Below are 12,869 nucleotides of genomic sequence, written 5' to 3'. Positions count from 1 at the left end.
GCTTTATTTTGCAAAAAACTGAGTAAAAAAGTAGATACAGTTTTTAGTCATTTATGGATACACGCCCAATAAAAAGAAGCCTAATCATGAAGATAGGCTTCTTTTCAGTTCATAAGCTATATATTTCTCAGCTTAGACTTCTTTTAAGTCCACATTGTCTTGCTCAAAAATACGCTTATCCGTTTGACCTAAGACTTGACTGGTCACAACACCTGCAGTCATAGAACCATTCACATTCAAAGCCGTACGCCCCATATCAATTAAAGGCTCAATTGAAATAAGCAGTGCAACCAAAGTCACAGGCAAGCCCAGCATCGGCAGGACAATCAGTGCTGCAAATGTTGCTCCACCACCTACACCCGCCACCCCAATCGAGCTCAAGGTCACGACACAAACTAAAGTCAAAATCCAAATTGGATCGAGCGGATTAATACCCACTGTCGGTGCAACCATAACAGCCAACATCGCAGGATACAGCCCCGCACAGCCATTTTGCCCAATGGTCGTACCAAATGATGCTGAAAAGCTGGCAATCGACTCAGGTACGCCCAGACGTCGTGTTTGCGCTTCAATATTTAAAGGAATACTGGCAGCACTTGAACGGCTGGTAAACGCAAAGGTCAGCACAGGCCAAACCTTTTTAAAGAACTGAATTGGGTTCACGCCTGTGAGCGCCAAAATCACGGCGTGCACGATAAACATAATCGCCAAACCGATATAAGACGCAACCAAGAAGCCACCTAAGTTTAAGATGTCCACCATTTTAGAGTTGGCCACAATATTGGTCATGAGTGCGAACACACCATAAGGAGTGAGCATCATAATGAGACGCACCAACTTCATGACCCACGCTTGCAAGATGTCAATTGCAGACAACAGCTTTTGCCCTTTCTCAGCATCCGCTTTCATGAGGTTCAAGCCTGCAATGCCTAAAAACACTGCAAAAATGACTACGCTAATAATGGAGGTTGGATGTGCCCCAGTCAGCTCGGCAAAAGGATTGCTCGGAATAAATGACAGAAATAAATCAGGCACTTGCAAGTCAGCCACTTGCCCGACATAGTCAGTTTGAATCGTATTTAAACGTTCAGTTTCTTGTGTCCCTTGCACTAAACCTGCCGCAGTTAAGCCAAACAGATTGGTCACCACCACACCGACAAATGCAGCAATCGCTGTGGTAAATAACAAAGTCCCAATACTGATAAAACTAATTTTACCCAATGAACCCGCATCGTGCAGCTTAATCACAGCGCCTAAAATGGAAACAAATACCAAAGGCATCACCACCATTTGTAGTAGTTTGACATAGCCTTTACCGACCAAATTAAACCACTGTACCGACTCTTGTAGTACAGGCGAATGCGTACCATAAAACCCATGTAAAGCGAGACCAAAAACAATACCGAGACAGAGACCTGCCAGTACCTTCTTCGCTAAACTCCAATCGGTTTTACGGGTTCGGCCCAGTAAAAAAAGCAATGCAATAAAAATGATGACATTGACGATTAAGGGGATATTCATACTGTTTCCCTAAATGATGCTGTCATAATTATAAATCAAAATTTAAACGGGCTTACTGTTTTGCGCCATATTCCACGCTGAATGTACAAATTTAGACTGAATTGGCAGTTTTAGAATGTGGTATAAAGCATTTAAACGGCTGTTAAAGTGTTCTTTTATATGAATCAATCTCTGCTTAATCCTCACATTCTGCCCGTACCTTTAGAAAAAGCATATCGGCTACTCAACCACGGCCCAACCGTGCTGGTTTCCAGTCAAGATGATGAAAGCACCGATGTCATGGCCGCGGCTTGGGCATGCGCCCTAGAGTTTAGCCCAGCCAAAGTGACGGTGGTACTCGATAAATCGACAAAAACCCGCAGCATTATTGAAAAATCGGGTTTGTTTGCGCTGCAAGTCCCTACACTTAAACAGCTGAAAATGGTCTACGCACTAGGCATGATCAGTCAATATGATGCTCCTGAAAAGTTACGTCAGTGTGGGGTCGACCTTTTTCAGTTTGGTCACAGCCCAATTCCAGTGGTTGAAGGCTGTAGCGCATGGATTCTGTGTGAACTCATTCCTGAACCACATAATCAGCAACAGCATGACTTGTTTATTGGCAAAGTCATTGCAGCTTATGCAGATGATCGGGTTTTTAGAGATGGCCATTGGTACTACCATGAAGCCGCAGATGAATGGAAAAGCATCCATCATGTTGCAGGCGGACACTTTTATACCATTGGTGATGCAGTGGATATCAATCAACTCAAAGATACTGATTAAATTGACTGCGCCTTTACTCCGCTCGACTAAAGGTGGACATCACCCGATTGTTTTATTGTAAATTTCATCTTATAGTTCAAGTGTATTTTTTAAACAAATAGTCAAATTATGATGAACAGGACGTTCTCAAGCACCGTACAACTGAGTCTCTTTCTCTGCCTGAGTATGTGCTTGGGAATTGGCATCTTACGTTTTTCTTATACCGCGCTACTGCCGTCCACACGCGAAGCCTATGAATGGTCACACAATTTCGCCAGCTTACTCGGTAGCGCTAATCTGCTGGGTTATCTGATCGGCGCATTTTGGGCGATGAAGTTGCCACAAAATGCAAAAATGCCGATCTATATCATTTTTGCTGCGCTCTTTGGTTCAATCAGCCTGTTTGCCTGTGCATTTTCGCATTTTAACGAAGTTTGGTATTTGGTGTGGCGCATCATTTCAGGTATCGGCGGCGGTTTGCTGATGATTCTATCACCCAGTATTGTGGCACAGTGCAGTGAGTTACAGCACCGTTTTAAAATTAATCTGATTGGATTTAGTGGAATAGGAATTGGTGTATTGGCAGCCACGCTGTTTATGCCGTATTTAGACCGTATTGCAATCAGTAGCGCATGGTTCATTCTCTGTGGCTTTGCATTTGTCATTACGTGGTTATTATGGATACTTGTTCGTCCTTTCCAAAAGCAACTGCACAGTATCCCTACAAGCCAGCCCCAGACTCATACAGTGAATAAAACTTACTATAGCTTACTCATTGTTTATGCCTGCAGCGCCTTTGCCTATATTCCCCATTCTTTGTTTTGGATTGATTATTTAAGCCATGTTTTAACGCTGAATTTATATTGGATCAATTTTAACTGGATTTTATATGGCTTAGGCAGCGCTCTAGGTGCAGCGACAGCTTATGCTTTAGCACGTAAATTTGGTAACTTTCTGGCTTTAAAGATTCTATACAGTGTCTATATTGCGGCAGTTTTTATTGCGGTTCTGAGTTTTTCGCCTGTATTTACGCTCCTGTCTTCATTTCTCACAGGTCTACTGAACCCTGCGGTAGTCTTTCTCACCTCCTACACCATCTTACAACTCTACGGCTTGGCCTATAAAAAACTGTGGAGTATGGCGACACTCAGCTTTGCAACGGTACAACTGGTCGGTGGTTTAAGTTTTAGTACCTTACAGCATTTGGGTTGGTCATATCACTTTCAGTTTATGCTTGCTGCGGGAGTCCTCGGTTTAGGAACATTGCAACTATTTTACTTTACCCGTAGGACATCCACCTCCAATCCAACAACTAAAAAAGAGGCCTTTTAATCCTTCACATAGAAGGAAATCGAAAAAGAGGTAACCTACTTAGGTTAGTAGGTTCCGTTATAGAAGGCCGTCCATGTTAAATACCTGTGATATTTTTAACTTACCTCTAAATAATACAAATGTACTGTGCAAGTATAAGAAAAGAACCCAATTGAGGGACCTTCTATCACCAATACAATTCACGCATTCGAACTTTTACATCTGTAGATCAAAGCTCGGTTATTTCGATGCATTTAAAGTTAAATACGGATAAGGATTCACAGCTCCTTTCCCAGTCCTATAAATTCCATAGTGCAAATGTGGTGGCGTATTCTTGGCATTGCCGGTGTTCCCGACATAGCCCAATACTTCTCCCACTTCAACCCAATCACCCGTTTGAATATTAGGCGCATAAGCATCTAAATGTGCATAGTAATGACGGCTTAAGTTTGGTCCCATTACCCATACCACTTGTCCACCTAAACTATTGATGCCGACATCCAAGACAATGCCTGATGTAGCACTTAAGACAGGTGTACCACGTTTAGCGAAGATATCAATACCTTGATGTTTTCGGCCCTGACCACGTGCAGCCCACCAAGTGTCCTGTATGTGCTTATGACTTACACCTTGTACAGGCACATTTAAGTTTTTCTCTAAAGGCGTCTTATATAACTGCCAATATAAATATGGATAACTCAAACCTGCTGCTTCACCCGAAACGGATGGCTGACATCCACTCATCAACAGACTTGTACTTAAAATAGCTCCACTCAGAACTAAACGAGACATGATTCAACTACTCAGCTAATTTTTAGATATTAAAATAAGATAAAGTTACCTTTTCATACTAAATGCCTCATATATTGAAAGATATCTTATATATGTAACGGCAAAGCCCTCATATAAAATGAGGGCTTTGCTTCGAATAAACCACGTAAAACTACTTACGCTTCTTCAGTTTTTTCTCTAAGGCTTTCAGCTTAGACTGATGCTTAGAGATCTTTTTTAAACGTGCTTTGATCTTCTGTTTTAATGTTTTCACAACATTATTCGACATAGGGTCCTCCTTTGGTTCAACTCCCTTTGATCGATTCTTCCTTGAAATGCCTTTAACATTCGTTCATGAAATAGCAATACGCCTAGCGTTGTTGCTGATCTGGGTTCGGTTGGTTTTGATTCGGCTGTTTTTGCTGACCTTGATTTGGTTTGGGTTGTTGTTGCTGTTGTTGCTGGTCTGGTTGTTCTTGTGGTTGATTTGGTTGTTGTTGACGTTGCTGCTGATTGTTCTGCTGTTGATTTTGTTGATTAGCCATGAGACTACTCCTTTATCATCTGCCGTAACATTCGACAAAGACCACCATACATCACTCAGCTAAAAACCCAAGCTATAAGCTGTATCAAAGTACTTCATTGTAATTACATATATAAATTGTGGTTAAGAATCAACTCTCCTTTTTATTTAACCTTACCTATACTCACTGAAAGCACAAATCCTTTAACCTAGTTTTACATTGCAAACCTATTTCCAGAGCTATTTTCAACACAACAAAAGAAAACCCGCAGTATGTGCGGGCTTCTACCAATTCAGCTTAAAACTTATTCCATATTTGCAATGATAGCCTCTCCAAACTCCGAACAACGCAATAAGGTTGCATTCGGCATTAATCGCTCAAAATCATAAGTGACTGTTTTCGCCTCAATTGCCCCTGAAATCCCCTTAATGATCAAATCTGCCGCCTCTACCCAGCCCATGTCCCGTAGCATCATTTCAGCAGAAAGAATAATAGAGCCTGGGTTGACTTTATCTTGACCGGCATATTTTGGCGCTGTTCCGTGCGTGGCTTCATAAACAGAAATCGCCCCACCAATATTCGCACCCGGCGCAATACCAATCCCTCCAACTTCTGCAGCCAATGCATCAGAAATATAGTCACCATTCAGGTTTAAAGTTGCAATCACTGAATAGTCCGCAGGACGCATTAAAATCTGCTGCAAGAATGCATCGGCAATCACATCTTTAATGATGATGTCTTTACCATTTTTTGGGTTTTTAATTTTTACCCATGGCCCGCCATCAATGAGCTTACCACCGAAACGGTCCATCGCAAGTTCATAGCCCCACTCTTTAAATGCCCCTTCGGTATATTTCATGATATTGCCTTTGTGAACCAAGGTCACACTCGGCTTATCATTATCAATCGCAAATTGAATCGCTTTACGCACAAGACGCTGCGTTCCCTCTTTCGATACGGGCTTAATCCCAATACCACAGTTATCTTCAAATCGGATTTTAGTCACGCCCATTTCTTCTTTGAGAAACTTAATCACTTTCTTCGCTTCAGGAGAATCGGCTTTCCACTCAATTCCAGCATAAATATCTTCTGAGTTTTCACGGAAAATAACCATATCGGTCAGTTCAGGATGCTGAACAGGTGATGGTACCCCTTCAAACCAACGTACAGGACGTACACAAACGTACAAATCTAATTCTTGGCGTAGCGCCACGTTCAAAGAACGAATGCCCCCACCGACAGGTGTGGTTAAAGGGCCTTTAATTGAAACCACAAACTCGCGTAGCGCATCAAAAGTTTCTTCTGGCATATAGGAGCCATAAATTTTATTGGCTTTTTCACCGCAGTAAACTTCCATCCACTCAATCGAGCGTTTACCGCCATATGCTTTTTGTACTGCAGCATCTACTACAGTTTTCATGGCTGGTGTAATGTCGACACCAATACCATCGCCTTCAATAAAAGGAATAATCGGTTGATTTGGAACATTTAAGGATAAATCTGCGTTTACGGTAATTTTACTACCATCCGCAGGAACGATGATCTTCTGATAACCCATTTTGCAGGCGCTCCCTTTTATTATAATTGGCAAATTTAAAAAATAATTGCCGATAGACAATACTTTCCACTCTTCTTATCGCATAATAGCTTAATCGAATTCCGCTGTTTTTGAGATTTATACGAGAAATAACTACATTTCTCTATTAAATAAATCTTGATATTTCTTATTTTATGTAATTACAGAAGTTATTGACTATGAAAATCGTCATCCTGAATAAGCCCTATGACGTCCTCTCCCAGTTCCGTAAAGATGAAGCACATATGACGATGTCTGACTTTGTCAGCGACTCTACTTTGCGCTTGGCTGGTCGTTTGGATATGGACTCTGAAGGCTTGGTATTTTTAACCGATCATGGTGGTTTGAACCAATACATCACCAACCCTGCCAATAAAAAATTTAAAACGTATTTGGTTCAGGTCGATGGTGATGTCACTGAAGAAGCGCTGAAGCAGTTGCGTAAAGGCGTGGAACTGAAAGATGGTATGACTTTGCCTGCTGAAGCATCTAAAGTTGAACAACCTGAGTGGTTATGGGAGCGAGATCCTCCTGTACGTTTTCGTGCGTCTGTGCCGACTTCTTGGGTCGAAATTTCAATTTGTGAAGGCCGTAACCGTCAAGTACGTCGCATGACTGCTGCTGTAGGTTTTCCTACTTTACGTTTAATCCGTACTAAAATTGGTGCAATTGATTTGGTTCAAATGGGTTTACAACCAGGTGAATCTAAAGAAATCGAACCCCTTTTATACCCTGACTTTCAAAACATTCCTGCGGAAGAACCTTACCGTTCGCGCTCTTATGTGAAAAAACCGGGTGGTACAGGTGGTAAGCCTATGGTTCGTAAGAACAAAGATGGTTCTGTGAAAAAGTCAGGTACAAAGCGTATTTGGCAAATGGATGATAGTGAGAAACCAAAGCGTAAAACCAATGGTACTACTCGTCCAAATACGAAAGCACCACGTGGTCGCGGACGTAATAATGGTCGTTAAAAATTAAGTATTTTAAAGCCCACGAAAGTGGGCTTTTTATTATAAATTTATTTCTTTATATAGCTCATCAATTTGTGTCAAAGTCAAATACCGCTTATTTGGCAATAAATCATTTCCCGACCTATAAAAGCCAACATAAATTATTGGCTCATTCCTACTTTTTGATTCACTTGACGAAATAAATATTGAGTCCAATTTTTCAAAATACGGGTCACATCTAATAACCTCTGCTACTTTATCAAAATATTGCTTTTCTACACCCCACCCATAATCATTATAATCAATCAAAGACTTATCTATAGATTTAATATTACTTTTATATTTAGGTGAATCTTTAAACAAATCTTCAATTTCTACATATTCAAACTGATAGCTATCACGTTTTGAGCCATATCTATATTTATAAACTTTCATCTACTTTTTCTTCTTTAAATCCATGCTCAGTGTGTTTTACATTAATTATATATTTATTAAAAAAAGCCGACGCATATGCATCGGCTTTTTTCACTTCATCGGTAAATTTACCGATTTAGTTTTGACTTAGATCGCTTCAAGTGCAGCATTCAAAGTCTCGCTTGGACGCATTACAGCATTTACTTTAGCTGTATCTACAGCATAGTAACCACCGATGTCAGCAGCTTGACCTTGAACTAGAGCAAGTTCAGCAATGATCTTGTCTTCGTTTTCAGCAAGTGCTTTCGCAAGTGGAGCAAACTTCGCTTTCAACTCAGCGTCTTCATCTTGTGCAGTAAGCGCTTCAGCCCAGAACTTCGCTAAATAGAAGTGGCTGCCACGGTTATCTAGCTCGCCAGTACGACGTGATGGAGACTTGTCGTTATCAAGTAATTTGCCAGTCGCTTGGTCTAAAGTCTTCGCAAGAAGTTTCGCTTGAGCGTTATCTTCTTTAATACCTAGCTCTTCTAAAGAAACAGCAAGCGCCAAGAACTCACCTAAAGAATCCCAACGTAAGTGGTTTTCTTCAACAAGCTGTTGTACGTGTTTAGGCGCTGAACCACCCGCACCAGTTTCGTACATACCACCGCCCGCCATTAACGGAACGATAGACAACATTTTCGCTGAAGTACCCAATTCCATAATTGGGAACAAGTCGGTCAGGTAGTCACGTAGGATGTTACCCGTTACAGAAATCGTATCTAGGCCACGCGCTACACGTTCAAGTGTATAACGCATTGCGCGTACTTGAGACATGATCTGAATGTCTAAACCAGCAGTGTCGTGGTCTTTCAAGTATTTTTGTACTTTCTTGATCACTTCATTTTCGTGCGGACGGTATGGGTCTAACCAGAAGATTGCTGGCATACCCGAGTTACGAGCACGGTTTACTGCAAGTTTTACCCAATCTTGAATCGGTGCATCTTTCACCTGACACATACGCCAGATGTCGCCTTCCTCAACATTTTGAGTCATCAACACTTCGCCAGTTTCTAGGTCAGTGATGTTTGCAACACCCGCTTCAGACATTTCGAAAGTTTTGTCGTGCGAACCGTATTCTTCAGCTTTTTGCGCCATCAAACCAACGTTAGGCACAGTACCCATCGTACGTGGGTCAAAGTTACCATTCCACTTACAGAAATTGATCATTTCTTGGTAAATACGTGCGAAAGTTGACTCAGGCATTACTGCTTTACAGTCGTAAGGTTTGCCGTCAGCACCCCACATTTTACCGCCACCACGGATCATTGCAGGCATTGAAGCATCTACAATTACATCGTTTGGTGAGTGGAAGTTGGTGATACCTTTCGCCGAATCAACCATTGCAAGTGCAGGACGGTGTTCTTGGCAAGCATGTAAATCTTCGATGATTTCTTCACGTAAAGACGTCGGTAAAGTTGCGATCTTCTCGTAAAGACCAGCCATACCGTTGTTTACGTTAATGCCTAGCTCATCGAACAATTTACCGTGTTTTTCAAAAGCATCTTTGTAGTAAATTTTCACACAGTGACCGAAAACAATCGGATGTGAAACTTTCATCATGGTTGCTTTAACGTGTAAAGAGAACAAAATGCCCGCTTCTTTACAATCATCAAGTTCTTTTTCATAGAAGTCGCAAAGCGCTTTCTTGCTCATGAACATTGAGTCGATGATTTCGCCGTCTTGAAGTGCAACTTTTGACTTCAGAACAATCGTTTCACCAGACTTGGTGATGAGTTCCATTTTCACATTACGTGCACGGTCTAAAGTCATCGACTTTTCACCGTGGTAGAAGTCGCCTTCATCCATGTGAGAAACGTGAGTTTGAGACCATTGCTTCCACTCGCTCATAGAGTGCGGGTGTTTTTTCGCATAGTTTTTCACTGCAGCTGGTGCACGACGGTCAGAGTTACCTTCACGCAATACAGGGTTTACAGCTGAACCAAGACATTTGCCATAGCGTGCTTTAAGCGCTTTTTCGTCTTCAGTGGTTGGGTTTTCAGGATAGTCAGGAATCGCGTAGCCTTTTGATTGAAGCTCTTTGATACATGCTGTTAACTGAGCAACAGAGGCACTAATATTCGGGAGTTTGATGATATTAGTATCTGGATCTTGGGTAAGACGACCTAGTTCTGCAAGATTGTCTGGGACTTTTTGCTCTTCTTTTAGGTATTCAGAGAATTCTGCGAGAACACGTGCGGCAACAGAGATATCAGTTTTAACGATCTCTACACCAGCAGGTTTAGTAAAGGTCTCAATGATCGGCAGTAGCGAATAAGTCGCTAGCAATGGCGCCTCGTCGGTCAGTGTGTAAATGATGGTTGACTTTCCACCAGCCATATATAGCCCCTTGCGTTAGATTGAGTTTTTTAGGGTGATGAGCTTCTGGCTCAACCCCTGCGAACCGATGTGCTTGAATAAAACCCTGAAAGTATCGTCCCTCAGGGCTTTACAGTCAACGTAATATCCAGTGATAACGACATTTCGCCAGAAAATACCACTACAGCCTTCGTTTTTCAAAATCACGTCTTTCCACAAGGCTTTAGCTTTTGCTTAGCAAATAAACAAATTTTTTAGCGAAATGTGTTATTTACCTCATTTAAGCCACAACAACAGATACTTTTCACATAATACAGTCTTGTAGCCCTACATGCATCAGAATGACTTTTTTCAGCACTAAATTTAGATCGGCAGAACCATTCATCATGCCACAGCTTAAATATTGATACATAAACCATGTACTCGTACTCCTCCATTTTTACATTTTTAAACCTATGATTTTTATAGGGTTGGTTAAACTTAATCTTTTTTCTGCAACGGTAAGGGTCAATTCAATGCTAAAAATGCTGCTTCCGCTCATTGGACTTGGTTTTTCTTCTTGGTGTTTTGCTCAAAATCCATTGAGCGTTCATGTGCTGAATTTGGAAAATGGTCTCCCTTCTGCCAATGTCAAAGTGACACTTGAAGCCCAACAAAATGATAAATGGACAGAAATCAGCTCAAGTACGACCGATGACCAAGGTCGAATCAATGATTTATATCCAAAAGATACGACCTTACAAAAAGGTGTATACAAAGTTACCTTTAAAACGGGTGATTGGTTTCGCCAAAAAAATCAGCGCTCATTCTTTCCTGAAGTGCCCGTGGTGTTTGTAATTGATGGCTCATTAGATCATTACCATATTCCTCTATTAATTAGCCCATATGGCTATTCCACTTACCGTGGTAGTTAATGCACATAAATAAGCGCATAAAAAACCGATGCCTAAGCATCGGTTTTTTGTCTGTACAGAATCAAATAAAGTGGCTTAGGGACTAAGCCTTGAACCACTTCTCTGCTTTCGCTTGATCTTCGACTTTCAATTCAACTTCAGTCAGCTCTGAGCCAGCAGCTTTTACGTCAAAGCTCATCAACTCATCACGGCGGAATGCCAATATGCTATACGAGCCTTCTTGCTTGGCATACTTTTCTACCAGTTTCACCGTTGCTTTGAGACCATCAATCGCAATGATCACATCATGGGCAGAAAGGCCAGCTTGAGCCGCAGCGCCATCACGACGTGCGCTTTGCACCAATACGCCTTCTGGCTTATCTACAAGCTTTAAACCTAAAGGTAATGACTTATCATTTTTCAGGCTATAACTTAAACCAAACTCAGGGAAAAGTTGATCCAGCGGTAACTCATCTGTGGTATTAATTAAGTGATTGATTTGCTCAATCCAGTTATCACCCGTCAGCTCATTACACAACTCTACAATCGTACGCTCATGTACTTGTATGCCCTTTTGCGCGTTCTCATAAAGTTTACGCATAAGCGCGTCTAGACTTGAACCACGTAAGCGCAAACCTAAGTCTAAGCATAGTGCAACCAAACAGCCTTTGTTGTAATAGCTAGTGCCTGCATTGTTCGAGTTTTCATCCTGACGGTAAAATTTCACCCATGCATCAAAGCTGGACTCAGACACAGACTGAACAAAACGACCCGGATTTTGCAAATAACGATCAATCTGAGTTTTGAGTAGTTTGATATATGAGGCTTGGGAAATCACACCACTACGCAGCAAAATCAGGTCATCATAATAAGACGTGAAACCTTCAAAAATCCAAAGCAAAGAGGTATAGCCTTCTTTGTTCAGATCATAATTGACAAAATTTTCAGGACGAATGAATTTGACCAACCATGAGTGGAAGTATTCATGGCTACATAAACCCAAGAAACGTTGGTAGTCTTCAGACGGCTCTTCAGGCTCGTTAGCTTTTGGTAAGTCTTCACGTGGACCAATCAAGCTGGTTGAATTTGGATGCTCCAAACCACCATAACTATTTGCTGTCGCCATCGTCATAAAGGTGTAGTTTGAAAATGGCGCTGACCCAAACATTGAGATTTCTGTTGCACAGATTTTTTCAATGTCTTGCTGCATACGTGCAGCATTCATGGCATGTTTACCTGACACCACAAACTCGTGCGGAATACCATTGGCTTCAAAACCAAAACGCGTCTGTTCGGCCAACTCAAATGGTGCATCAATCAGCTCGGCATAGTTTTTGGCTTTTAAAGTAAAACGACCTTTAACGAGGCTTTTTGAAGCCATACCAGTAGCCAATTGGAAGTGTTTCAGCTCATCAGGAAGGAAGAGTTCAACTTCAACTGCTTTGTCCTCTTGACCCTCCAAACCTAAGCAAGCACATGCAGGGTTTACATATAAACGGGTTTGATCTACATACGCACCGCGCACCGACAGATCATAGGCATAGACATCATATTCAACCGTAATCAGTTCATGGTCAGTATTAAAAAGACGCCATTTATTCTTTTCAAATTTTTGAATTTCTAACAAACGCCCTTCTTCATCATAAGCACGAACCGACTCTATATGCTTTGAAAACTCGCGAATGAGGTAACTACCCGGAATCCAAGTCGGTAATGAAAGTACCTGTGTTGGGTCTGCTACAAAACGTAAAGTCACGTGTATAAGGTGCTGACGATAATCGTCAAATTCGATCTGATAATGCAACAT

The 12,869-nt window shown here is 41.5% G+C and carries 11 protein-coding genes; 4 read left to right on the top strand and 7 right to left on the bottom strand.

Going from position 1 to position 12,869, the window contains the following annotated elements:
- Window positions 1-132 precede the first annotated feature (132 nt).
- Window positions 133-1,521, bottom strand: coding sequence for an L-cystine transporter (locus tag ACFN7Z_RS07165; RefSeq protein ID WP_010326893.1), 1,389 nt, complete (start codon window positions 1,519-1,521; stop codon window positions 133-135).
- Window positions 1,522-1,680: 159 nt separating this feature from the next.
- Between ACFN7Z_RS07165 and ACFN7Z_RS07160 the strand changes: the two genes are divergently transcribed.
- Together ACFN7Z_RS07160 and ACFN7Z_RS07155 are read left to right on the top strand one after the other, a co-directional pair.
- Window positions 1,681-2,286 (top strand): flavin reductase family protein, encoded by a 606-nt coding sequence (locus tag ACFN7Z_RS07160; protein WP_010326894.1) that lies wholly within the window; start codon window positions 1,681-1,683, stop codon window positions 2,284-2,286.
- A 108-nt stretch (window positions 2,287-2,394) separates the two neighbouring features.
- Window positions 2,395-3,597: a YbfB/YjiJ family MFS transporter gene (locus ACFN7Z_RS07155; protein ID WP_029575041.1), complete on the top strand. Its 1,203-nt coding sequence runs from the start codon at window positions 2,395-2,397 to the stop codon at window positions 3,595-3,597.
- Window positions 3,598-3,816: 219 nt separating this feature from the next.
- On the opposite strand, the gene ACFN7Z_RS07150 is transcribed toward ACFN7Z_RS07155, so the two are convergent.
- The 3 genes from ACFN7Z_RS07150 to icd form a co-directional block, all read right to left on the bottom strand.
- Window positions 3,817-4,368, bottom strand: coding sequence for a M23 family metallopeptidase (locus ACFN7Z_RS07150; RefSeq protein ID WP_029575042.1), 552 nt, complete (start codon window positions 4,366-4,368; stop codon window positions 3,817-3,819).
- A gap of 350 nt (window positions 4,369-4,718) precedes the next feature.
- Window positions 4,719-4,892: a hypothetical protein gene (locus ACFN7Z_RS07145; RefSeq protein WP_004696738.1), complete on the bottom strand. Its 174-nt coding sequence runs from the start codon at window positions 4,890-4,892 to the stop codon at window positions 4,719-4,721.
- Window positions 4,893-5,175: 283 nt separating this feature from the next.
- Window positions 5,176-6,429 (bottom strand): NADP-dependent isocitrate dehydrogenase, encoded by a 1,254-nt coding sequence (icd, locus tag ACFN7Z_RS07140; protein WP_010326897.1) that lies wholly within the window; start codon window positions 6,427-6,429, stop codon window positions 5,176-5,178.
- 197 nt (window positions 6,430-6,626) lie between these two features.
- Here icd and ACFN7Z_RS07135 point away from each other — a divergent pair, with 197 nt between their 5' ends.
- Window positions 6,627-7,418 (top strand): pseudouridine synthase, encoded by a 792-nt coding sequence (locus ACFN7Z_RS07135; RefSeq protein ID WP_010326929.1) that lies wholly within the window; start codon window positions 6,627-6,629, stop codon window positions 7,416-7,418.
- A 39-nt stretch (window positions 7,419-7,457) separates the two neighbouring features.
- Here the strand turns inward: ACFN7Z_RS07135 and ACFN7Z_RS07130 are convergent, their stop codons facing one another.
- Both ACFN7Z_RS07130 and ACFN7Z_RS07125 read right to left on the bottom strand, forming a co-directional pair.
- Window positions 7,458-7,832, bottom strand: coding sequence for a hypothetical protein (locus ACFN7Z_RS07130; RefSeq protein ID WP_010326930.1), 375 nt, complete (start codon window positions 7,830-7,832; stop codon window positions 7,458-7,460).
- Window positions 7,833-7,958: 126 nt separating this feature from the next.
- Window positions 7,959-10,190: an NADP-dependent isocitrate dehydrogenase gene (locus ACFN7Z_RS07125; protein ID WP_010326931.1), complete on the bottom strand. Its 2,232-nt coding sequence runs from the start codon at window positions 10,188-10,190 to the stop codon at window positions 7,959-7,961.
- A gap of 494 nt (window positions 10,191-10,684) precedes the next feature.
- Here ACFN7Z_RS07125 and uraH point away from each other — a divergent pair, with 494 nt between their 5' ends.
- Window positions 10,685-11,083 (top strand): hydroxyisourate hydrolase, encoded by a 399-nt coding sequence (gene uraH, locus ACFN7Z_RS07120; protein WP_010326932.1) that lies wholly within the window; start codon window positions 10,685-10,687, stop codon window positions 11,081-11,083.
- 82 nt (window positions 11,084-11,165) lie between these two features.
- Here uraH and ACFN7Z_RS07115 read toward each other — a convergent pair whose 3' ends face one another.
- Window positions 11,166-12,869, bottom strand: a complete 1,704-nt coding sequence (locus ACFN7Z_RS07115; RefSeq protein ID WP_010326933.1) for a M61 family metallopeptidase — start codon at window positions 12,867-12,869, stop codon at window positions 11,166-11,168.

Source organism: Acinetobacter sp. P1332 (assembly GCF_044057475.1).
Taxonomy (GTDB): Bacteria; Pseudomonadota; Gammaproteobacteria; order Pseudomonadales; family Moraxellaceae; genus Acinetobacter; species Acinetobacter johnsonii.
The sequence above is the reverse complement of the archived record's forward strand: the minus strand, read 5'-3'. Positions and strand labels throughout refer to the sequence as shown.